This is a genomic window from Acinetobacter sp. (assembly GCF_049284435.1).
GTDB lineage: Bacteria > Pseudomonadota > Gammaproteobacteria > Pseudomonadales > Moraxellaceae > Acinetobacter.
In genome coordinates this window covers 1-22,615 of sequence record NZ_JBAPXX010000138.1, presented here as the reverse complement: position 1 = coordinate 22,615, position 22,615 = coordinate 1, and the positions used below count along the sequence as shown (strand labels likewise).

Sequence of the window (22,615 nt, the reverse complement as noted above, 5' to 3'; positions counted from 1 at the left end):
CATGTCGCTTTTGCCAGAAAATAAAAAACCGGAAATGTGATAAATATATAAATCTTGTTGAAAGATACGCTATTACAGGATTGAATAGCAGCAATTGGTTTTTCTGCGGAAAATAATAAAGCAATGACAACACAAACGACGGGTTGGAAATCCGCATTTACAGCATTTTTAGATCGACGTGCATTGATCATGCTGTTCTTGGGATTTTCGGCTGGTGTGCCGATTCTTCTGATTTTTTCCAGTCTGTCTTTATGGTTAGGTGAGGCCGGAATCAGCAAAAGTGCAGTAACTTTCTTTAGCTGGGCCGCATTGGGCTATTCGTTTAAATTCGTCTGGGCTCCGCTCATTGATGAGCTGCCAGTCCCATTTCTGACCAAGGCTCTGGGACGTCGTCGTGCATGGTTGCTGATTGCGCAGATTCTGATTGTCTGTGCCATTTCAATTATGGCCTTTTCTGATCCGGCTTTCGGTGCAACACATTTACAGCAAATGGCGCTCGGTGCAGTGCTGCTTGGTTTCTCCGCAGCAACGCAGGATATTGTGATCGATGCCTACCGGATTGAGCTGGCGGAAACCCAGATGCAGACCGTGTTGGCCTCCACCTATAATGCCGGTTACCGGATCGGGATGATCGTGGCCGGTGCTGGTGCCTTGTTTCTGGCAGCCTATTTAGGAACAGCCAAAGGTAATTATATTTACGATGCCTGGAAATGGACCTATCTGGCCATGGCTGCCGTCATGCTGGTCGGTATTATCACCACACTGTCCATTCGGGAGCCGCAGGTTGACCGTGTACGCAAACATTATGTGCGCAGTGATTATTTTCGTTTGGTCGCGGTGTTTTTTGTTGCGGTCATCAGTTTTGTACTGAGCTATGTCTATTCGGGCAATCTGGTGGCGAGCGTCACGGAACAGTTTGCCATTCAAGATACCTTTGCCTTGTTCTGTTTTGAAGCTTTGCGTTTTGTTGGCTCGGGTGCAGTAGCCTTTGCTGTTGGCACCAGTCTGGTAAAAATGGGTGCAGTCAACAAGCAGATGGCCTATGAAACCTGGGTTGATCCGGTTGCCGATTTCTTTAAACGTTATGGTTTGAAACTGGCATTGGTTTTGTTATTGCTGATCGGTTTTTATCGCGTATCCGATATTATTGCCGGGGTGATTTCTAACGTGTTCTATCAGGACCTGAACTTTAGCAAAGAGCAAATTGCTGAAGCGGTCAAAGTGTATGGAGTCATTTTCTCTTTAATCGGTGGTTTCCTCGGTGGCTTGTTGGCTCAAAAAATGAACATCATGAAGCTGATGTTTGTTGGCGCCATATTGGCCTGTTCGACCAACCTGATCTTTATTGGACTGGTCAATTCTGGCGAGAAACTGGCTGCGGTTAAAGTAAGTGTGGGTGATCAGGTCTATTCGGTAGAGACCGATGAAGTCGGTTATTGGAAAATGAATGTCCCGAGTACGGTCTTGGCAGCAGCCAAACAGCTACAAGTCAGCGCAGCTTATCTCCATTCAGATACTACGACTCATGCTCCTGTACAGGTCAACATGCCTTATTTGACAGCAGCACAAGACAGCACCCAATTACAGATTTTACCGATTACCAGTGACAATACCCTGAACCTGATTGAGCAGGACAAGACCCTTGTGGTGCGCGGCCAATATGTCGGTGAAGCACTGCAGCCGAATCAAAAGCTGGTGCTGCAAATCAATGATCAAAATATTGAGGCAAAACTGGAAAGTGAAGGTGTATTTACTGCCGCGATTCCTGCACAGCAACTGATTCAGTCGCCCGCACATATTATCAGTGCAGTCTTGATGCAAGATGATCAGGCACTTCAGCAAACAACGCATGTTTATCAGGTCAATGATCAGTTGACCAGTACCCAAAATCTGGATGTCGATATTCAGCCCTTGGCAGTAGTGGATAGCAACAGTTCAGATACGGTCGAAGTCAGTGGCAAGGTGATTAAACCTTATAGTGACAAGTGGCTTTATTTTGCGATTATTGTCGATAACCTGGCGGCTGGGCTGGCTGGTGCCGCGTTTATTGCCTTCTTGTCGAGCTTGACCAGTGTGTCATTTACTGCGGTTCAATATGCAATTTTCAGCTCTTTAATGACCCTGACCCCTAAGATTTTAGGCGGATATTCGGGTACTATAGTGACTAATATCGGTTATCCGAAGTTCTTCCTCATGACCACTTTAATTGGAATTCCCATTCTGATTCTGGTGGTTTGGGTGGCAAAATTGCTCGGTGAACACCAACAACAATCTGTACAGAAGGATGATTAATATGCGCATGCTGCATACCATGTTACGTGTCGGCAATCTAGAACAATCTCTCAAGTTCTATACTGAAGTACTTGGCATGACTTTGCTTCGTAAGCGTGATTACGAAGAGGGCCGCTTTACTTTGGCTTTTGTCGGTTATGGCGATGAAGAGAATCACACCGTACTTGAACTGACGCATAACTGGGATACAGACAGCTATGAGCTGGGCAATGCCTATGGTCATATTGCGATTGCAGTCGATGATGCTTATCAGGCTTGTGAAGAGATCAAGGCGCGTGGCGGTAACGTCGTACGTGAAGCCGGCCCGATGAAAGGTGGCGTGACTGTGATTGCATTTGTAGAAGATCCAGACGGTTATAAAATCGAGCTGATCCAGCAGGATCAGGATGCACGTAACAACTAAGTGTTATGTAGCATTATATGAAATGTATTCATGTGTAGATGAAAATATTACATCAATCTGAGTGCATAGCATGGGCCCGGCATCTGTTAAGATAGCCGGGCATTTTTATATCAAACAATAAAATCTGAGGGATTATAGGGATATGCTTAAGTTCTTGGCATTGGATCGGTTTACGATACTGTTATTTGTGATGGTGTTGCTGGCCAGTGTATTGCCAGTTTCGGGGCAGGCGGCTGAAGTCTTTGGCTGGGTAACAACGGCAGCCATTGCCATCCTGTTTTTTTTGCATGGTGCCAAATTATCTCGCGAGGCAGTTGTAGAAGGCATTATGCACTGGAGATTACATACTTTAGTGTTCGCACTGACTTTCGTCATGTTTCCAATCTTAGGACTTTTGGCCAAGCCAATTTTATTGCCGATGCTCGGGCAGGAGCTGTATTGGGGCTTCCTGTTTATGTGTTTCCTGCCCTCTACGGTGCAGTCTTCGATCGCCTTTACCTCAGTGGCACATGGTAACGTCGCCGGGGCTGTGTGTAGTGCCTCTTTTTCCAATCTCATTGGTATGTTTATTACTCCGGTCCTGGTAGCATTTTTTATTCTTGGTCAATCTGAACATGATTTTGATCCGACCACCTCGATTATCCAGATTACATTGCTGCTACTGGTGCCGTTTGTTCTTGGGCAGGTGTTGCGTCCCTGGATTTATCCTTACATGATGAAAGTGCCACAAATCGTCAAGATTTTCGATCAAGGCTCGATTCTACTGGTGGTTTATGGGGCTTTCAGCAGTGCTGTAGTCGCCGGACTCTGGAATGAGGTTAGCCTGGGTACACTGTCATTGCTATTACTGGCCTGCTCGGTATTGCTTACCATTGTAATGCTGTTATCACTTTATATTCCGCGCTGGCTGGGCTTTAGCCGCGCTGACCAGAAAACGGCATTCTTTTGTGGTTCTAAAAAAACCCTGGCCAGTGGTGTACCGATGGCGCAAATTTTATTTATTGGTCAGCCATTAGGTATGATTGTTTTGCCCATCATGATTTTCCATCAGATTCAGCTGATGGTGTGTGGAATTATTGCTAATCTGTGGGCCAAAGAGGATGAATCAGAATTAGTAGCAGAAGCAGAAGAATAATTCGCATATTGCATTTGTTTCACGTATAATAATGCCCACTTGTTGTGCTTAGCTCTGACGGTATCCGTCTCGGTGGGCCAAAAGAATGGTCTGTTGTGGTGTTGATCTGCATGAACGTTGTTCCTGCTTCCTCAGTTGAGAGTGATCAATAGCGATGACAGCTAAACCTTCTTGAACCTAATGGAGTAATCGACGATGCGCGCCGATATTCACCCAAAATATGATACTTTAGTTGCTACTTGTTCATGTGGTAACGTAATCGAAACTCGTTCAGCTCTTGGTAAAGAAACTCTTTATCTAGACGTATGTTCAGCTTGCCACCCATTCTATACTGGTAAGCAAAAGAATGTTGACACTGGCGGTCGTATCGACAAGTTCAAACAACGTTTTGCTGGTATGTCACGTTCTGTTAAACGTTAATACCCAAAATGAAAAAAACGGGCTTGAGGCCCGTTTTTTTGTGCCTGAAATTCAGAAAATGATAATCTCGTTTTCTGAATTCACAGGTGTGTAGAAGTAGTTAATGCTCTTGTACATCTATCAAATGATCCAGTTTTTTCTGGAAATAATTACCCTCAATAAAGCGGGCGTCCACATTCCAGGCATTGGCAAACAAGGTCATGTCATTTAGTTCACGAATCACAATATTAACTGGCTTAATATCATTATAGCCGGTGATTTTTTCTTGCAGTTGCTCAATGCCGGTGTCACTGTTTAGCATCTGGGTCAATTCGGTGTGCAAGGACAGTGCATTGATATCGAACTCGCGCAATAAAGTCTCGCTATACATAGAATGACCAAAGTCACGCAGTGAAATTCGTGCACCATGCTCGAGTAAATTTCTCAGGTATTTCTGGGCATCCTGCTGGTTCATCAAGATATCTTCTTCAGAAAACTGTAGGGTGAGCGGATGCTGCTGCTTACTGCGGATGATCGTAATCAGTTTAGAAATAAACTCAGGGAAAGTGCGATCTTTAAACAGTACAGCACGGTTTAAGTTTACGATTAAACGGGCATCTGGATACTGAACAATAAAGTTATGTAGCTGCTTACTGGATTCTACCAAAATCCAGCGATCCAGTTTAATGGACAGCTCATCATCTTCACGAAGTTCTACAAGTTGGGAAATATCCTGCCATGTATTCTCAAAAATAAAGCCGCTGGTCACTTCATACGTGTATAGATCAGTATCTTCTTTATCATAAAGCTGTTGATATTTCAGATGAATTTCACCACGTTCCAGACATTCACTTAAAGTTTTCAAAATAGAAGGTGTAGTGCTCGGAAGCGAGGTGACTGCTGGACTGATTGTCGCAACTGTGGGGCTGGCAATTGGTTTGTCAGCAACACTGAAGTCTATACTCGGCATATCTAAAGAGCTTGGGCTGCTCGATGAAGATGGAATGTCGAGTTTAAATTCAGATGCCACTTCTGCTTGAGGTAATGGAGTAGAGAATGCTTGTCCAATCAATATATTGCAATGTGTTTCATCCTGCAACCCCTGTTCAAGCATGATATAGCCCAGGCGTAAATTCAGAGGGAATGACTTTTGTCCTACTGTAATGAGTTGTGGCTTGCTTAAGGCATTTAAACTGATCAGTTTGGATTCAAGAATTGCTTTAGAATCTGCCTGGAACAGACCAACAATGACGTCATATTCGAGTTTAAATAGTGGAAGTCGGGTCTGTTCCATGAGGAACTCTTTGACTGTATTAAAGTACCCACTAAAAGTAGTCCAGTCAGACTGCAGAAGCTCCGGATCATAAGCGCTAAAAGAGAAAGTGACTAAGGCGTTCACTGGTGCAGACTGCTTATTGAGTTCACGCTTAAGTGACTGAAAAACGCTTGGTTTTCCAGGAGTCTTCTCGGAAGAAACCGTTTGTGATTGAGTATCAATGCTAATTTGCACTGCATCTTCTTCAGCAGTTGAAGGCAAGAATTCCAGTTTTAATGGATTAGATGCTGACACATGCGGATTCAAAGACTCGATCTCAACTCGACCTAAATCAAATTGACCCTGATAAATCTTTTTGAAACGTGTTTTGAAATCATTTAAGTCTGAAGGCTGAAGAAGATCAAGAAGTGGTAACCCAATAATTTCATCTTCATTTTGCAGGCCAAACAGTTTCAGGTAGTCTGCATTGGCTTGAATATGAATCCCTTCCTGAATGGTAGCGACAGCCCGGTTGCTGTCATCTACTAAAGATTGTGCTTGAATCTGTGCTGTTTCCAGTTCAGTCATTAAATGTTGCTGAGACTGTGACAAACGGCTAAATGACAATGCTCGAACCAGTCCCACATAAAAGCGTTCCAGGTAGTCAAAATTGAGAATGTCATATACCCCTTTACGGATATATTGCGCATATTGTTCAGCCTGGTAATCATCGGGTTTAAGCAAAATCATCGGAAGATCAGGTTGCTGCGAAAGGCGCACCAGACTTAAGGCCTGTTCATATTTCAGGTCGTAGGCACGACCAAAAATAATCAGATCCCAGTTGAAATTTAATTGTTTTTCAAAAGATTGCAGATCATCAAGCAGGACAGCATCCACCTGATAATCATTGCTGGTCAGCAGATCACGGATTTGGTTATATCTAATTTGATTATCATCAATAATCAGTAAACGTGTTTCAGTACGTTTTAACTTTTTAGACAATAATGGATTTCTCACTTCAATGCTTCCCATAAATCATGATTTCTGCTTTCATTCATATGCTGATCGATAAAGTTTTCGATCATCTCTTCTTCCTGATCATTCAATAATTCATAATCAAAACGGATGAAACTTTGCGTAATCAGTTGTGCTTTGGTCAGATAGATTTTGAGTTCTTCCTGACCGAGACGTAAATGAATCGTTTGTTTTTCCCTAAACATCTGGGAGCCAGACACGATGAGACTGGTCGAAACCTGATCCAGTTGCGTCATTTTCACCAAGAGTGCGGGTTGATAATTGACATGATGACGTTCAGTGCGTGCATAGGCCGCACAAGGAAAGAGTTCTTGTGCCAGAATTTCCAGCCCGATTTCCAGGCTCTTGTCAGTGGACTGCTTGATCCAGCGAATCACACCGCCACGCCACTGGCTCTGGGTTTTTTCCTGAACCAGAATAAATTCACCGGTTTTTAAATTGGCAGGCGTAACACCGGTCCATTTAATCCGGTAACCATTGACACTAATATCCAGAACTTCAGCGCTATGAATCTGTTTCGTTTCACGATCAAGCGCCTTGATACTGCTAAAGGCACTTGGAATCGTATTTTCCATCGAGCTGACAAAACTGCTTTCGCTCTGGAAATTATAATTGGCATCGAGTTCCAGGGTTTCGTTGAAGTTTTTACCTTTAGACAGGTAAAAATGCGCCACGCTCAAGCCAAAGCAGATGTTGATCTGGGCTGAATATTCATAACGTTCATGACGGCGCTCGACATTGTTCGAGAGCAGATTGTAGATATGAAAATGCAGTGCAGGGGTCAGGAACAGTTTTTCATTTCGCGACAGATATTGGGCATTTTTGCTTTGAGTGCCCGTTAAATGATCCATCAGGTTCTGGGTGGAAATGTAGAAGCTCGGCTGAAACTGTGGCTCTTGATGGGTGTTAAAAATCGGCGGATGATCTTTGCTGGCATCGACGACATAACGGGACAGCGTGGTTTCTTTCGGCAGGATCTGTACCAGTTTGGCCCAGTCAAAACTGCATAGATACAGGCCCTGAATTTCTGCAGGCCGGATCTGATGAGTATTGAAGATGTCCAGTAAAATCAGCTGCGCATAGGCATGCGCAATGTTCTGGATTTCATGCTGGGTGCCTAATACCTGATTGATATTGCTTTGATAGAAATTGTTGTCTATGGCACATTCAAGCAATTGATGGGCAGCCAGCCATTGTCCCAGACCTGGCGTGCTATACAGCATATGCTGTTGATATAACAGAAGGCTGAGTTGTTGCAGGGCATAATAAATCGACACCATCCGGGCAGTTTGAATGCTCTTCTTTTTACCCAGAGAAAATAGCGAAAACTTCTGATGGGTCAACTGATGATTACAGCGTTTGACGATATCGATATAAATTTTGGCAAAATGACTGCGCAGTAGCATGGCCAGTTCAATGATCTGGTCATTCCGGTCGGAAGTGATCAGTCCCTGATTGACGAAATGTTTTTCCAGACTGGTCAGGACATTTTCAAGGGTGGGATGCAAGACCTGAATCAGGTCAAAGCGCAGGGTTTCTGTACATTTCAGCTCGGAAACTTCCAATAAGGCATTAAACAGGGATTTGGATGAATTCCCCAGCTGTAGAATCGAAATCCCCGCAACCCATTCCTGCAAAGCCTTGGCAGTGGTTGGGCAAAAGCTCAACTGCTCTCGTTTAAGTTCCGTCGGTGTCTGAAAAATGTTTGAAGTATGCGTGCTCATCTTTATTATTTAACTCAAAAATGTTGAAACCCCAAAAAGCGGTGTCTTATTCTTCTCGCCCGCTATTTCTCGAACCAGCTTAGGAACCAAATACCCCGGCAGGTTCGCTAAAACTTCTGTATAAATCTCATTAATATGGTCAGGTGCCAAATCAAAATGATGCGCACCTTTTACTTTATCAAGTACATGTAAATAATAAGGCATGACCCCGGCATCAAACAAGCGATAGCTCAAATCCACTAAAACCTGAGCAGAATCATTCACCCCGTTTAATAAAACTGCTTGATTCAAAACGGTAATCTGCTGTTGAACCAGTTGGTTTAAACGCTTGCAAGTGAAGTCATCCAGCTCCGATGCATGGTTTGAGTGTACCACCAGAATAATACGTAGCCTACTGTTTTTTAACATGCTAAGTAGCTCTTCGTCGACTCGGTTGGGGATCACAATAGGAACTCGTGAATGTATTCTTAAGAATTTGAGATGTGGTACTGATTCTAGTCGTTCAATCCAGATTTTTAATTTCCGGTTCGATAAGGTCAGTGGATCACCGCCGCTCAGAATTACTTCATTAATATCAGGCTGGCTTTCCAGATATTGCTTGATATTTATCCAGTCTTCGTTTTTAGGTAGATTTTCCTGATAGGGGAAATGTCGGCGGAAACAATAACGGCAATGCACGGCACAGGCACCAGTCAAGGTCAGCAAGAAACGGGATTTATATTTGTGCAGTACGCCGGGTTGCTGATTGGCCTGTTCTTCGCCCAAGGGATCGGTGACAAATCCTGGATGTTCTTCCAGTTCCAGATGATGGGGTAGCACTTGTAAAAGCAGCGGATCTAAAGGGTTTCCTTCCTGAATTTTGCCTACAAAAGCACGTGGTACGCGCAGTTTAAACTGTTCAGACGCCAAGATGGCACCTGAGAGAAGCTGTTCTGGTGCGAGTTGCAGCACTTCAAGCAGTTCGCGTGGATCGGTGATCAGGTCGCTGAGCTGTGATTGCCAGTTTTGTTCTTGATATAAATAGTTTGTCATGCCGGAAGATTAACAATAATAAGTGAGAGGACTAAGCCTGATGGACGCAGTTTAACAGTTTGTGCGCAAGCGCAATAATCCACTGCGCTGTAAAATAAAGAGCGATTAAGCTATGCTGATCTTCGTGCTAGCCTGATGCTATTTTAACGTTGAGCAAGACATGAATAAACAAAGGATTTTCATGTCTGATTGTAACTTAAACAGCCTGAGCGGGTGAAAGCGGATTTTTTCATTGCGGCAAAGTGTATTGCTCATTTAGAATACGCAACATCAAATGAATGTGCATGTGGCAACTCAATGTTCGTGTCAGACTTGCTAAATGACATCGCAACAGCCCATAGCATCAATAGATTAAAGTTAGTAAGTTTGGAGTGCGCCAGTCATGGCCTATTATTCTACGAATGATTTCAAGTCAGGCCTTAAGGTTATGCTTGATGGTAACCCATGTTCAATCATGGAAAACGAATACGTAAAACCAGGTAAAGGCCAAGCTTTTAACCGCGTAAAATTACGTAACCTTAAATCAGGTAAAGTTCTGGAAAAAACTTTCAAATCAGGCGAGAACCTAGAAGCGGCTGATATCGTTGAAGTAGAAATGGAATACTTGTACAACGATGGCGAAATGTGGAACTTCATGGATCCTGTTACTTTTGAACAGATTGCAGCTGATAAAACAGCGATGAGCGATGCTGCAAAATGGTTAAAAGACGATTCAAATGAAAAATGTACCATCATGTTGTTCAATGGCGTGCCTTTAAACGTAACTCCACCGAACTTCGTAGTACTTAAAATCGTTGAAACTGATCCAGGTGTTCGTGGTGATACTTCTGGCGGTGGCGGTAAGCCGGCGAAACTTGAAACAGGTGCTGTGGTACGTGTTCCATTATTCGTACAGCAAGAAGAAAGCGTTCGTGTAGACACCCGTACTGGTGACTATTTAGAACGTGCATAATGGTTTGAAAATAGACTATTATCGAGAGGGATGATTTAAATCATCCCTTTTTTTATGCCAAAGTCTTAGAGGAAAAGCAAAAGAACAGGCGTAAAGTCGCAAGGGAAAACAGCAGTACCTCGAACAACAACAATCACGCTGATTTGTATGCATCACAATATGAGGGATTGAATGGAAACTTTACAAAAGAAGTCGACGCTGACTTCGAAAATGATTTGGCTTTTGGTCGCCATTGTGGGTGCAGTCTCTTTTGGAGTTCTGGCACTGAGTCGGGGTGAGCATGTCAATGCAGTCTGGCTAGTACTTGCCGCCGCCTGTGTTTATAGCATTGCTTACCGTTTCTACAGTTTGTTTATCGCCACCAAAGTATTTGAGCTGAATGAACGCCGTTTAACGCCTGCGCATCGTCTGGCCGATGGTCTGGACTATGTGCCGACCAATAGAAGCGTTCTGTTTGGCCATCACTTTGCAGCGATTGCCGGTGCAGGCCCGCTGGTGGGTCCGATCCTGGCAGCGCAAATGGGCTATTTACCCGGGACGATCTGGCTGTTAGTCGGGGTGGTGCTTGCGGGTGCAGTCCAAGATTTTCTGGTGCTATTTATTTCCACCCGTCGTGATGGTCGTTCACTCGGTGAGATGGCCAAGCAGGAACTCGGAACCTTTGCCGGTATTATCGTGATGCTTGGTGCCTTGGGCGTGATGATCATCATTCTGGCGGTACTGGCTCTGGTAGTGGTGAAAGCGCTGACCAACAGTCCTTGGGGTGTATTCAGTATCGCAGCGACCATTCCGATTGCGATCTTTATGGGCATCTATATGCGTTTTATCCGTCCGGGTAAAATTGCTGAAGTCTCGATTATCGGTTTCGTGTTGATGATGCTGGGCATTATCTACGGTGAAAACATCGCACAACATCCATATTGGGGTCCGTTCTTTACGCTTTCTGGCACTGAGCTGACTTGGGCGCTGATCATTTATGGATTCATTGCGTCGGTACTGCCAGTCTGGCTATTGCTTGCACCACGTGATTATCTGTCGACCTTCCTGAAAATTGGCGTGATTGCAGGTTTGGCCGTTGGTATCCTGTTTGTCATGCCTGAAATGAAACTGCCAGCGATTACCAAATTCGTGGATGGTACTGGTCCTGTATTCGCAGGTTCCATGTTCCCATTCCTGTTTATTACCATTGCCTGTGGTGCGATTTCCGGTTTCCATGCCTTGGTGTCTTCGGGGACTACACCGAAACTGGTCAACAACGAACGCGATATCCGTATGATCGGTTATGGCGGTATGTTGATGGAATCTTTTGTGGCGATCATGGCCTTGATCTGTGCTGCAATTCTGGATCCAGGAATTTATTTTGCGATTAACTCACCAGCAGCCTTGCTCGGTACTACCGCAGAAAGCGCAGCAGAAGCAGTGCGCACCCTTGGTTTTGTTGTAACGCCTGAAGCCTTGACTTTACTGGCACAGGAAGTGGGTGAAAACTCGATTCTATCGCGTACTGGTGGTGCGCCAACCTTTGCAATCGGTATGGCACATATCATCACCGAAATTTTTAATAGTCGTGAAATGATGGCGTTCTGGTATCACTTTGCGATTCTGTTTGAAGCATTGTTTATTCTGACTGCTGTTGATGCCGGTACTCGTGCCTGTCGTTTCATGGTGCAGGATACTGTGGGTATTGTGATTCCTGCGGTGAAACAATCGCATAATTTCTTCGGAAACCTGTTGGGTACTGCGGTTGCAGTGGCAGGCTGGGGCTTCTTCGTCTATCAGGGCGTAGTCGATCCACTCGGTGGGATTAACAGCTTATGGCCGCTGTTTGGTATTGGTAACCAGATTTTGGCTGCGATGGCGCTCATTCTCGGTACTGTCATTCTGTTCAAGATGAAAAAACAGAAATATGTCTGGGTCACGATTATCCCGACAGTGTTTCTGTTCATTACTTCCATGACAGCGGGCTGGCAGAAGATTTTCCATGAAAATCCAAAGATTGGTTTCCTTGCGCAAGCTGATCGTTTCAATACGGCCATTGCCAATAATGAAATCCTGGCGCCAGCGAAAACAGTGGCAGAGATGCAGACTGTGGCGATGTCAAACCAGATTAATGCTGCGCTCTGTGCTTTCTTTATGATTGTAGCCTTTGTCATGTTGTTTGCTGCAATTCGCGTTATCCGTCGAGCATTGGCAAATCCTGAGCCATCTGTGCATGAAGCAGAAGCGATTTATCGCGATCCTGAAGAGATTCAACCAGCGAAAGGTCATTAAGGAGAAGATGATGAATCTGAAGTTTGCCAAAAGTGGGAAAACGATGATTTATAAAATCATAAAAATGACCGTGATGTCACAAAAGGATTTAATCCTGAATCCGAAAAACTGGTCGCGGATTGCGACCTTGTGGCAACGTTTGCAGCAAAGTTTCCGTTTGATGGTCGGCGTGCCTGATTACCAGACCTATGTGGAGCATATGCGCAAGCATCATCCGGATCTGGAAGCAATGGACCCGAAAACATTTTATCGCCATTGTGTGGATTCCCGTTATCCATCTGCGGGCGGTGATATGAAGAAGTGTCCGTGTTAAGTCTTGAGTAAAAAAAGCGCCTTTCGGGGCGCTTTCTTATGCCCAAATATCAGTCTTAAAACAGGTGCGCTAATGACATCTCATTTCATTGATTCAGTTATTTCAGAATATTCTTGATTCAAATCTAGGAGAAAATAAATCTGTATACTTTTTAAGTATGCTGTTCTAATCATATAAATTAAATGTATTCGAGCTTTTAAGACTCGGTCTCGAAGACAAAATGATTTCTTCTTGAGCCAGTTTCTTGCCTATTTTCTGTGGCGTCACTTTCTCCGCACTTGATAAAACCCATGCATTCTTATTTGAATTTTCGCCATTTTGTAGCGAATATTTTTATCCTGTTACACAGACAGATGATTGATCTTTTGGGAAAATTTAAATTTCAGTGTATGTTAATCTTAGGCCATGTTTTATTAAGGAATTTATTGTGATCTGGGGCATGAAACAAAAGGAAAATAACGATATTGCACACGTTAATACAGGGCTTGAACAAAAGATTGCAAGTTATGCACCCAAGATCCAGTGTTTTTTTGAAGAAGTTAATGCCATTGTGCTGGACAAGCAGGCCCAGACCAAACTGGCACTTTGCTGTCTGATTGCAGGTGGACATGTGCTGTTTGAAGATTTACCCGGGCTGGGTAAAACCACATTAGCCAGCAGCCTGGCACATCTGGCTGGTTTAAAGTTCCAACGGATTCAATTTACCAATGACATGCTGGCCAGTGATGTCATCGGCATTAATATGTTTAACCAGAAAGAACATCAGTTCGAGTTTAAACAAGGCCCAATTTTTACCCAGATTTTACTGGCAGATGAAATCAACCGTTGTAGTCCCAAAACCCAGAGCGCCTTACTCGAAGCCATGGAAGAAGGCTATGCCACCATAGATGGGGTACGCCATGCCTTGCCGAAACCTTTCTGGGTGATTGCCACACAAAACCCGCTGTTTCAAAGTGGAACCTATGCTTTGCCGGAATCTCAACTAGATCGTTTCCTGATGCGTTTGTCTTTAGGTTATCCATCACGCCATGCAGAAAAACTGTTATTACAGCAGGAATCCCGTTTTGCCCTGATTGCGAGTCTGGCGCATATTTTTACTGAAGATGAGATCTTGGAACTGCAAAGCCTGACGCATCATGTATTTATCAGTGAAGCCATTCAGGAATATTTGCTCGATCTGGCAGAAGAAACTCGTAAAAGCCGTCATGGACTTTCTACGCGTGGCCTTCTGGCCTTGAAGCGTGCAGCACAAGCGCATGCTCTGATTCAGCAACGTGCTTTTGTCACACCGGATGATGTACAAGCGGTATTTGTCGCAGTGACTTCGCATCGTCTGGGTTTGAGTGAAGCTGAAACTTTTAATGTCATGCAACAGGTTGCGGTCAGCTAAAGGAGTCCTCTCTTGGATAGAACCTGGCAAAAATGGCTGGCCAAACGCTTTCAATTTTCTCAGCAGAAACAGCTCTCGCAGAAAGATGTCTTAGTATTTATTTATCAGCAGGGCTATCTGTATCTGGTCTTGATCTTCATCACCTTTGTGGCTGGGGTGAATTATGCCAATAACCTAATTTTAGGTTTCTGCTTTTTAATCAGTGCGGTGCTATGTATCAGTTTTTATCTGACTTTTAAGCAATTGCATGACCTGAAAATTGAGTTGATCGCGGAGGATGTCGGGCAGGTCGGTCATAGCCTGAATCTACATCTTTATTTTCAACAGCAGCAGCTTCGCCCCCGTTATTTGTATATCAAAGCAGGGAATCAGCTAGCGAAAGCTTATCTGAATGCGCAAAAGCAGCAATTTATTCTGCCATTTTATGCAGAGCAACGTGGCAAGTTTGATTACCCGGTGATTCAGATTTATTCGGTTTATCCCTTTGGTCTGGTTCGAGCTTGGACCTATCTTTATCATCAACATTCTGCCTGGGTCGCGCCTAAAGCTGAAGTTTTTAGCACAGAAAATAAATATCACTTTAACCGTTTTGAACCGGATATAGATGAGTTTCGTGAATTGCGCAATTACCAGTCAGGCGATTCCTTGCAGGCGGTGTCCTGGAAGCAGTTTGCGCGTGGACAAGGCTTGTATGTCAAAGTCTTTGAGCAATATCAGGATGAACACAGTATCGAGATTCATTATGCACATATGCCGAGTCAGTCACATGAAGAAAAACTTGAATTTGTGATGGGTTTGGTCGAGCAATGCGAGCAGCAGCAATGTGCGTATAGTCTGCATTTGCCACAGGCCGAATTGCCTCAGGGCGCAGGTGAAGAGCAGCTGCGTAAAGCCAAACAACTGTTGGCGCAGGCCTAAGGCGGGTAAATTCATGATCAATGCAAAAATCCGTACCTCGATTGTGCTGACTTTGGGCCTGATTTTCATCGCCCAGATGGCATTTATTCCGGTTCTACTCAGTATTATTTTTGCCATTAGTATTGTGTGTATCTGGATTTTCCTGAAACGTCAGCAGCCATTTCCTAAAACGGGCACTTTCCTGCTGACGGCTTTGGCACTCGGCAGTATTTATTTGAGCCATCATAGTTTTATCGGTGTTGAGGCTGGGGTAGCGGTTTTATCCACTTTTTTATTTGCCAAATCACTGGAGAGTAAAAATAAACGTGACCTGATTATTCTGTTTAATTTTGCCCTGTTTGTTGCTGCCAGCTCATTTCTATATAGCCAGTCTTTTGGGATGGCGAGCGTGATTGTGCTGTGTTTAATCAGCTGTCTGATTGGCCTGTACCGGATTCAGACCAGTGAGTTTGAACAGGAGCAGACTACTCAGCGCGCAGCATTGCAACAGGATGCCAAGCATGTGGGCAAGTTTATCCTGTACGCTGTTCCATTTTTTATCTTACTGTTTATTTTCTTTCCGCGCTTGCCGCCACTTTGGCATATTCCCATTCCTGAAAATAAGGGTGTGACCGGCATTGGCGACAGTATGTCACCTGGGGATATTGCTGAATTATCCCAATCTGGTGCACTGGCTTTCCGGATTATTGGTGATGTCAACAAGCTTCCACCACGCTCAGAACTCTATTGGCGAGCGTTGGTGTTAGATGAATATGATGGACAACGCTGGACCAGCAGTTTCGTCAATCAGCAGCCTTTAATGCGACAACCGATGGATACTTCACCAGTACCTACAGGCTGGAACTACCAATATCTGGCTGCGGATCCTTCGGTGTTCTGGATCATGGGGCTGGAAAAATCGATACCTGTGGAACGCCGTTATTATAACCGTCAGGATTGGAGCATTGTGCCGAGACGGCTCACGCAACGTGTTGAACCGATTTCGTTACAATGGATCGGGACAGAATATGATCCTCAGGCTTTGCCAACGCAATATATCGAGCGAACGAATACTCAGGTGCAGCGCCGACTTGACCCACGAGCGCAACAATTAGCACAACGTCTATATGCGCAAAGTGCTGAAGATCCTCGGCGTTATGTACAGAAAGTTTTGAATTGGTATCAGCAGAATAACTTTGTTTATACCCTGAAACCGGGTCAATTGGGGCAAAACCGGATTGATGAGTTCCTGTTTAATTCCCGGCAAGGGTTTTGTGAACACTATGCCTCGAGTTTCGTGATGCTGATGCGTTATGTCGGGATTCCTGCACGAGTCGTCACCGGCTATCAGGGGGGGGAGTTGGCACCAGATCGCATGAGCTGGGAAGTCCGACAGCTCGATGCCCATGCCTGGACAGAAGTCTGGATTGACCAGAAATGGCAACGCTTTGATCCAACCGCAATGATCGCTCCACAGCGTATAGATGATGGTATGCAAAATCTGCTTTCTCAGGATGCATGGGTATCGGCAACTCAGTCGACCTGGAACTCGCAGCATAATCTATGGATCACCAAACTACGCGTTTGGAGTGATTATGCCAGTTACCAATGGCAAAGTAAGGTGGTGGGTTATAATGCAGAATCACAACAGAACTGGTTGTCAAAATTAGGCCTCGGTTCAGTTTATTCGAGTGTCATAATTTTACTGGGCAGTATTGCGATACTGATTTTGGCCTATATCTTCAGAATTTATCTAAAAGCCCGACAGGCTCAATCTCCATTTGATCGTGCGATTCAACAACTGAATCAATCCTTAGCTGATAGTCTCAAAAAACAGCCCGCTGAAACTTTTCATCACTGGATGCAGCGTTTATCCCAACAGGCTCAGGTTGAAAATCAAGCTATATTTATTCAAGCCATCCAGATCTTTGAAAAAAATCTTTATTCGGGAACCTCAATAACTGAGCAAGAATTGAAAAAACTCAAGGATTTGCTTAAAACTTGCTCGGATGTTCTAAAAACTAAATGAAAAGGCTTGTCTTAATGAGAAAAAATTTATAATATGCCAAGCATTCTAGGTGTATAGCTCAGTTGGTTAGAGCGCTACGTTGACATCGTAGAGGTCAGCAGTTCGAGTCTGCTTATACCTACCAAGATTCTAAACGTTATGTTATAAGGGTTTTAAGCGAAAAAAGTAGCTTAAAGCCCTTTTTTATGTCTAAGCTTGCATGTCAAGCTTAGACACGCCGTACTTTATTTCAATGCGAAGCCCATAGGGCCGTCGGGCATTGAAAAAGAGCTGATAGCCATATTGTTTTAACAGGTTAGCGGTCAATGCCAGTCCCAGACCATGGCCGTGCTGCTGAGCAGATTTGCGCCAGAAACGCTGTCCTAAATGTTGAATATCCTCGGCTGTAAGTTGTTGTCCATCATCTTCAATCACCAGGCAATCAGACCGCATGGAAATCCAGATATGGGCAGCCTGAGCATGCAGCAGGGCATTTTCAAGCAGATTTTTCAGTACGGTATACAGCACAAATTCAGGCAGTTGAATTTCGCCTAGACTGTCCCAGTTCACTTGTATTTTTTCGTTCATTTCTGGATAGCGTGTATCTAAGTCTGCAAGAACTTTCTCAAGTGTGGGGCGAAGCCAGATGGTCTCAGTCATTTCCTGGATACTGTTTTCCGATTGGGTCAGCAATAAAAGCTGCTCGAGTAACAGCGTATAACGCCGGATATTCTCATTGGCCTGCTGCAAATTGTACTGAATGGATTCAGGCAGGTTCTGCTGCTGACCGATCAGTTGGGCCAGTTGTACATGGGTTTTAATTGCGGTCAGGGGACTGCGTAACTCATGTGCAGCATAGGCACTAAAGGCTTTCTCCTGTTGCAGACTGTCATTAATTTTCTGAATCAACTGCGTGGAATTGTTGACAAAAGGCTGTACTTCTTGGGGAATACTTGCAGGCTTGAGCTGCATTAAAAAATCTGCCGCCTTTGAATAGTTGAGGTTTTTCTGGTTCAGGTATTGACTGAGCTGATCCAAAGACCGGAACTGTCTGCGGATAATAAAGATGATCAGGGCAATACAGATCAGCAGTGAGAAGACCAAGGGAACCAGTACGGACTGCAGAATCTGCCGTAGTAAGGTATCCCTCAAGAACATGCGTTCTGCCGCCACCACCTGAATATCACCACGACGCAGGACATAACTGCGCCATTCCGTATCACCCTGCTGCCAGGTGCTGAATCCTTCCGGTCGCTGGCTTAAATTTTGGGGGGCACCGCGTGTTTTGGCAATCACCTGATTGCCTAACGAGATGTCAGAGCTAAAAAGAGAGACTTCACAGGCAATTAACTGGTTTGCATCATCATTCTTGGCTAATTTTGATAAGGTTACATCCCCTAGACTATCTAGCGGTAATTGCTGAATCAGCCGGGCAACCATTTGCGCAGATGCCGATAAGCGTTGATCCAGCGTGTCTTGTAAACGCTGTTTCAGGTCAATATACAGCCATGAAAATACCGCACTCCACAGCACAATAAACACGGCCAAAAGACTCATGACCAAACGCCATTTCAAGCTGTGACTAAACATGACGATGCTCAAACGGTTTGAAAATATATCCCACACCGCGAATGGTCTGAATCAAGTCTGGATGCAGTTTTTGTCTCAGGTGATAAATGTGTACATTCAGGGCATTGCTCTCGATAGAGTCCTGAAAACCATAGAGCTTGTCAATAAGCTGTTCATTTTTCAGGATCTGGTTGGGGTGGCTCATCAGGGTTTCCAGCAGGCTGAATTCACGGCGAGATAAATTCACGGCCTGGTCTTGATAGGTCACAGTTTGAGTATCCCGATTTAGAACCAGTTCATCAAATTGCAGTGTATTCGAGGCAAAGCCGCGGTGGCGACGGGTGAGGGCATGAATCCGGGCAATCAGTTCCTCCAGTTCAAAGGGTTTGGTCAGGTAGTCATCGGCACCGGCATTCAGGGCCTGAACACACTGATCGGTCCGCAGCCGCGCCGTCAATACCAGTACCGGGAGATCAATCTGGTCGCGTCGCCAGCTGTGCAGCAACTCCAAGCCATCCTGATCAGGCAGGCCTAAATCCAGTAAACACAAATCGACTGCGCTATGCCGAATAAAATAATCTGCAGCACGTGCGTGACTGACATGCTCCACTGAAATATTTAAATAGTTCAGAGCAGCACAAATGCTCTGTGCGATATAGGGATCATCCTCAACCAATACAATAAACATAGAACATCCTGATCAAACTGCCATTATTTTATAAATGATTTGGGATGTTAATGTTGCCTTAATTTTAGTTTTTCAATAATGCAGTCCTAACAGGAGGAGATCAGCTGGATGTTGAAGTGGATATTGGGTGCCGTGATCGGCGGTGGAATCATGACGGGAACTGCACAGGCAGACTTTTTACCACCGGATCAGGCATTTCAGTTTCAGGTGGTTTCTACAAGTCAGACTCAGGCAGAGCTTAGCTGGAAAATCGCAGATGGCTATTACTTGTATCATGACCAGCTTAAAGTGTCTCATCAGCAGACCCCAGTCAAGTTGGCACTGCCCAAACCTGAAGACAAAGACGACCCTAATTTCGGTTTGACCCAGGTTCATTATGGGCAAGTCAAAACCAATATGAATGTGCAGCCCAACCAGCAGTTTGTGGTGCAATGGCAGGGCTGTGCAGAAAGCGGTTTATGTTATCCGGTGCAACGCACCACAGTAACAACTGATGCAGATGGTTTATTTCCAGTGCAAAACCTGAGCAAAACACCAAAACTGTTGACCAGCGCAGCGCAGCCAGAAGCAAACGAAAAGGTTCTAGCAACTAAGAAAGATGAGCTACAGGCTATAAAGCAAACTCAAAGTACAGATAAAGCGCTGACTGAAGAAAAGGTAGAGGAAATGCAAGTTACTGCAGTTTCCGAACCTGTGGTGCAGCCTGAGACGGAATTAATAGAGAAAAATGACCAGCTCATTGCAAACTCTAAAAAACAAACTTCATCAGCAGGCATGAATACCCAGTGGAACAATGACCAGTATTTTTTAAGTTTACTGTCTGAACAAGGTCTGATAATTAATGCCCTGATTTTTCTCGGGCTTGGCATTCTGCTGGCATTTTTACCGTGTTCTTTACCTTTAATTCCAATTTTAACGGGAATTCTGGTCCAGCAGCACCGGGGCTACCGTGCTGCACTGATTGCGCTGGTCTTTGTTTTCGGTATGGCATTGGTCTACGCTTTAATGGGCCTGGCGGTGGCAGGATTGGGATATAACTTCCAACGTTGGTTACAAAGTCCGCTGTTTATTGGCTTATTCGCAGTAATGTTTGTGTTGTTTGCCCTTAACCTCTTTGGTGCATTCCAATTGTCTTTGCCACAAGGTCTATTACAGCGTTTGGATCAATGGCAACAACAACAAAAAGGCGGAACACTGTTCGGTTCGTTCATTATGGGCATGATCTCTGCGCTGATTGTCGGGCCATGTATGAGTGCGCCATTGGCAGGGGCTTTGCTGTTTGTTGCGCAATTGCCTGAACCGTGGATGGGAGCAAGTTACTTATTTGTCCTTGGCTTCGGGGTGGGTTTACCGCTGTTGATTGCTTGTGTATTTGGTGCGCAGTACTTGCCAAAACCTGGCGTGTGGATGGATCGTCTGAAATTCACTTTTGGTTTTGTCATGCTTTTACTGGCGGTGTATTTCCTGCGTCCGTTACTTCCGAGCGTGGTTTATTTGATTCTGATGGGGATCTTGTTCATCAGTATCACCGTTTATATTTTATGGAAGATTCGTCCGCATGTGTCGCAACTGCCAACACAACTGCTTTTAATTGCAATGAGCTTAGGCACAGCAATGTCTGGCGGATGGCATTTTACTCAAGCATGGTCGCAACTGAATACGGCACAAGCCACAGCACTATTGGCATGGCAAAAGGTACGTACTCAAGCGGAGCTTCAACAGGCACTGGATCAAGTCAAAGGACAAGCGGTGCTCATTGATGTTTATGCCGATTGGTGTGTGGCCTGTCAGCCGATTGAAAAAGAAGTGATTCCACGTGCCGATGTACAAGCAGGTTTAGAAAATATTGCCCGTATCAAACTCGACTTAACCGAGTATGAAGCCAGTCAGGATCTAGTGCTCAAAGAATGGAAAATTTTAGGGCCACCGACCATGATTTTCTTAGATGAACAGCATCAAGAACAGCGAAACATGCGTTTGACAGGCACCTTTAGCGCAGAACAATTGCTTAGCCGATTAAACCGAGGAGTACAGCCATGATCTCCAGTGAAGCACTGCATCTCGGGCCTTTGATGTTGCCATGGGGATTGTTAATCTTACTTGTGGCCTTACTCATCACCGCCATGATTGGGCGAAAAGTTGGACAACAAGCACAGTGGTCATCCGACATTCAACAACGTCTCCAAGATTCCATCTGGAGCAGTGTTTGGGGCGGATTAGTGGGTGCACGTTTGGTCTTTATTGGGCTGAACTTGGAGTCTTATCTCGCATCGCCAATTGATATGCTGAAAATTCAAGACAAGGGCTTTAATCTGATTGGTGGCGTGGTGATAGGCAGCGTATGGTTTTGGTGGAGAAATTCAGCCATTGCGACAAAAGCTAAGGCAATCTTATTGCTGATCTTTGTCATGCTATTGGGTACAGGATTGATCACGCAAAATTTAATGAATAAAGAGACCCATTATCCGGGTTTAAGTTTTCCAAGTTTGAATCTTTCTGATCAAAATCAGTCACAAATCATCGCCCTGCAACAGTTTCAAGGTCATCCCACAGTCGTCAATTTATGGGCAAGCTGGTGTCCGCCCTGTCATCGTGAAATGCCTGTGTTACAGCGTGCGCATGATCAACATCCTGACGTCAATTTTGTCATGCTCAATCAAGGCGAAGATGTCGATACGGTACGTGCTTATCTGACAAAAAATCAGTTCAGTTTTAAACATGTTCTGCTGGATGCGCAGGGTGAAATGCCACAAGCACTGAATAGTTTTGGTTTACCCACCACCTTATTTTTTAACGCACAAGGACAGTTGGTTGAACGTCATCAAGGTGAACTCAGTCAAGCCATGTTGCAACAATATCTCAAGAAAATTAACCCATAAATTGATTATAGGATTTGAGTCATGAAGACCCTAATTAAAGCGAGTTTATTGCTCGGAACAATGTTGACGGTGGCATGTGGTGTTAGTGCCAACCCCAATGCAATAAAAAAACAACTGGAAAAAGAAGGCTTTGAATTTGTGAAGCAAATTCCTGCACCCGAAGGTTTAACTGGTTGGGTAGGGCATGAAGACCAGTATTCCAATACGGTATTTATCTCCAACGATGACAAATATTATATCAAGGGCGAACTGTTTGATGCGCAAGGGAAAAGCCTTTCCAATGAACAGATTGAAAAGCATATGAAAAAAGCGGTATTGGACGATGTCTGGAAAACCCTGGAAAAATCGACCTGGATCCAGGATGGCAAGCCAG

The 22,615-nt window shown here is 44.6% G+C and carries 17 protein-coding genes, 1 tRNA gene and 1 pseudogene; 14 read left to right on the top strand and 5 right to left on the bottom strand.

Annotation, left to right across the window (positions count from 1 at the left end):
• Positions 1–123: 123 nt before the first annotated feature.
• The 4 genes from WAK81_RS12085 (at position 124) to rpmE (ending at position 4,250) form a co-directional block, all read left to right on the top strand.
• Positions 124–2,292 carry an AmpG family muropeptide MFS transporter gene (locus WAK81_RS12085; RefSeq protein WP_422197080.1) on the top strand — a complete coding sequence of 723 codons (2,169 nt, stop codon included), beginning with the start codon at positions 124–126 and terminating at the stop codon, positions 2,290–2,292.
• A 1-nt stretch (position 2,293) separates the two neighbouring features.
• On the top strand, positions 2,294–2,695 hold the full coding sequence (gloA, locus tag WAK81_RS12080) for a lactoylglutathione lyase (protein ID WP_422197078.1): 402 nt from the start codon (positions 2,294–2,296) through the stop codon (positions 2,693–2,695).
• A 142-nt stretch (positions 2,696–2,837) separates the two neighbouring features.
• Positions 2,838–3,830 (top strand): bile acid:sodium symporter family protein, encoded by a 993-nt coding sequence (locus WAK81_RS12075; RefSeq protein ID WP_422197076.1) that lies wholly within the window; start codon positions 2,838–2,840, stop codon positions 3,828–3,830.
• A gap of 195 nt (positions 3,831–4,025) precedes the next feature.
• Positions 4,026–4,250, top strand: a complete 225-nt coding sequence (gene rpmE / locus WAK81_RS12070; RefSeq protein ID WP_081406336.1) for a 50S ribosomal protein L31 — start codon at positions 4,026–4,028, stop codon at positions 4,248–4,250.
• Between the two features lie 100 nt (positions 4,251–4,350).
• Here the strand turns inward: rpmE and WAK81_RS12065 are convergent, their stop codons facing one another.
• From WAK81_RS12065 to epmB, 3 genes are read right to left on the bottom strand one after another with little or no spacing between them, the layout of a single operon-like run.
• The gene (locus WAK81_RS12065; protein ID WP_422197073.1) at positions 4,351–6,516 is read right to left on the bottom strand and encodes an EAL domain-containing protein; all 2,166 of its coding nucleotides are present in this window, start codon (positions 6,514–6,516) and stop codon (positions 4,351–4,353) included.
• A complete protein-coding gene (locus WAK81_RS12060) occupies positions 6,498–8,243 on the bottom strand; it encodes a GTPase (RefSeq protein WP_422197071.1) in 1,746 nt (581 codons plus the stop codon). Before WAK81_RS12060 ends, WAK81_RS12065 begins: the two co-directional genes overlap by 19 nt.
• 9 nt (positions 8,244–8,252) lie before the next feature.
• Positions 8,253–9,275: an EF-P beta-lysylation protein EpmB gene (epmB, locus tag WAK81_RS12055; RefSeq protein ID WP_422197069.1), complete on the bottom strand. Its 1,023-nt coding sequence runs from the start codon at positions 9,273–9,275 to the stop codon at positions 8,253–8,255.
• A gap of 382 nt (positions 9,276–9,657) precedes the next feature.
• On the opposite strand from epmB, the gene efp reads away from it, so the two are divergent.
• From efp to WAK81_RS12020, 7 genes are all read left to right on the top strand, one after another.
• Positions 9,658–10,227 carry an elongation factor P gene (gene efp, locus WAK81_RS12050; protein WP_004279747.1) on the top strand — a complete coding sequence of 190 codons (570 nt, stop codon included), beginning with the start codon at positions 9,658–9,660 and terminating at the stop codon, positions 10,225–10,227.
• Between the two features lie 171 nt (positions 10,228–10,398).
• Positions 10,399–12,498, top strand: coding sequence for a carbon starvation CstA family protein (locus tag WAK81_RS12045; RefSeq protein ID WP_422197067.1), 2,100 nt, complete (start codon positions 10,399–10,401; stop codon positions 12,496–12,498).
• Positions 12,499–12,505: 7 nt separating this feature from the next.
• Positions 12,506–12,811 carry a YbdD/YjiX family protein gene (locus WAK81_RS12040; protein ID WP_171054308.1) on the top strand — a complete coding sequence of 102 codons (306 nt, stop codon included), beginning with the start codon at positions 12,506–12,508 and terminating at the stop codon, positions 12,809–12,811.
• 427 nt (positions 12,812–13,238) lie between these two features.
• The gene (locus WAK81_RS12035; protein WP_422197065.1) at positions 13,239–14,201 is read left to right on the top strand and encodes an AAA family ATPase; all 963 of its coding nucleotides are present in this window, start codon (positions 13,239–13,241) and stop codon (positions 14,199–14,201) included.
• 12 nt (positions 14,202–14,213) lie between these two features.
• The gene (locus WAK81_RS12030; protein ID WP_422197063.1) at positions 14,214–15,119 is read left to right on the top strand and encodes a DUF58 domain-containing protein; all 906 of its coding nucleotides are present in this window, start codon (positions 14,214–14,216) and stop codon (positions 15,117–15,119) included.
• Positions 15,120–15,132: 13 nt separating this feature from the next.
• The gene (locus WAK81_RS12025) at positions 15,133–17,127 is read left to right on the top strand and encodes a transglutaminaseTgpA domain-containing protein (protein WP_422197061.1); all 1,995 of its coding nucleotides are present in this window, start codon (positions 15,133–15,135) and stop codon (positions 17,125–17,127) included.
• Between the two features lie 47 nt (positions 17,128–17,174).
• A tRNA-Val gene (locus tag WAK81_RS12020) sits at positions 17,175–17,251 on the top strand.
• A gap of 65 nt (positions 17,252–17,316) precedes the next feature.
• On the opposite strand, the gene WAK81_RS12015 is transcribed toward WAK81_RS12020, so the two are convergent.
• Positions 17,317–18,696: an ATP-binding protein gene (locus tag WAK81_RS12015; protein ID WP_422197059.1), complete on the bottom strand. Its 1,380-nt coding sequence runs from the start codon at positions 18,694–18,696 to the stop codon at positions 17,317–17,319.
• Positions 18,689–19,363, bottom strand: a complete 675-nt coding sequence (locus WAK81_RS12010; protein WP_422197057.1) for a response regulator — start codon at positions 19,361–19,363, stop codon at positions 18,689–18,691. Before WAK81_RS12010 ends, WAK81_RS12015 begins: the two co-directional genes overlap by 8 nt.
• Before the next feature lie 108 nt (positions 19,364–19,471).
• Here WAK81_RS12010 and dsbD point away from each other — a divergent pair, with 108 nt between their 5' ends.
• From dsbD to WAK81_RS11995, 3 genes and pseudogenes are all read left to right on the top strand, one after another.
• A complete protein-coding gene (gene dsbD / locus WAK81_RS12005; RefSeq protein ID WP_422197055.1) occupies positions 19,472–21,403 on the top strand; it encodes a protein-disulfide reductase DsbD in 1,932 nt (643 codons plus the stop codon).
• The gene (locus WAK81_RS12000; protein ID WP_422197053.1) at positions 21,400–22,242 is read left to right on the top strand and encodes a prolipoprotein diacylglyceryl transferase family protein; all 843 of its coding nucleotides are present in this window, start codon (positions 21,400–21,402) and stop codon (positions 22,240–22,242) included. The genes dsbD and WAK81_RS12000 overlap by 4 nt, the downstream gene beginning before the upstream one ends.
• A 60-nt stretch (positions 22,243–22,302) precedes the next feature.
• Positions 22,303–22,615, top strand: a pseudogene (locus tag WAK81_RS11995) (thiol:disulfide interchange protein); the annotation flags it as partial.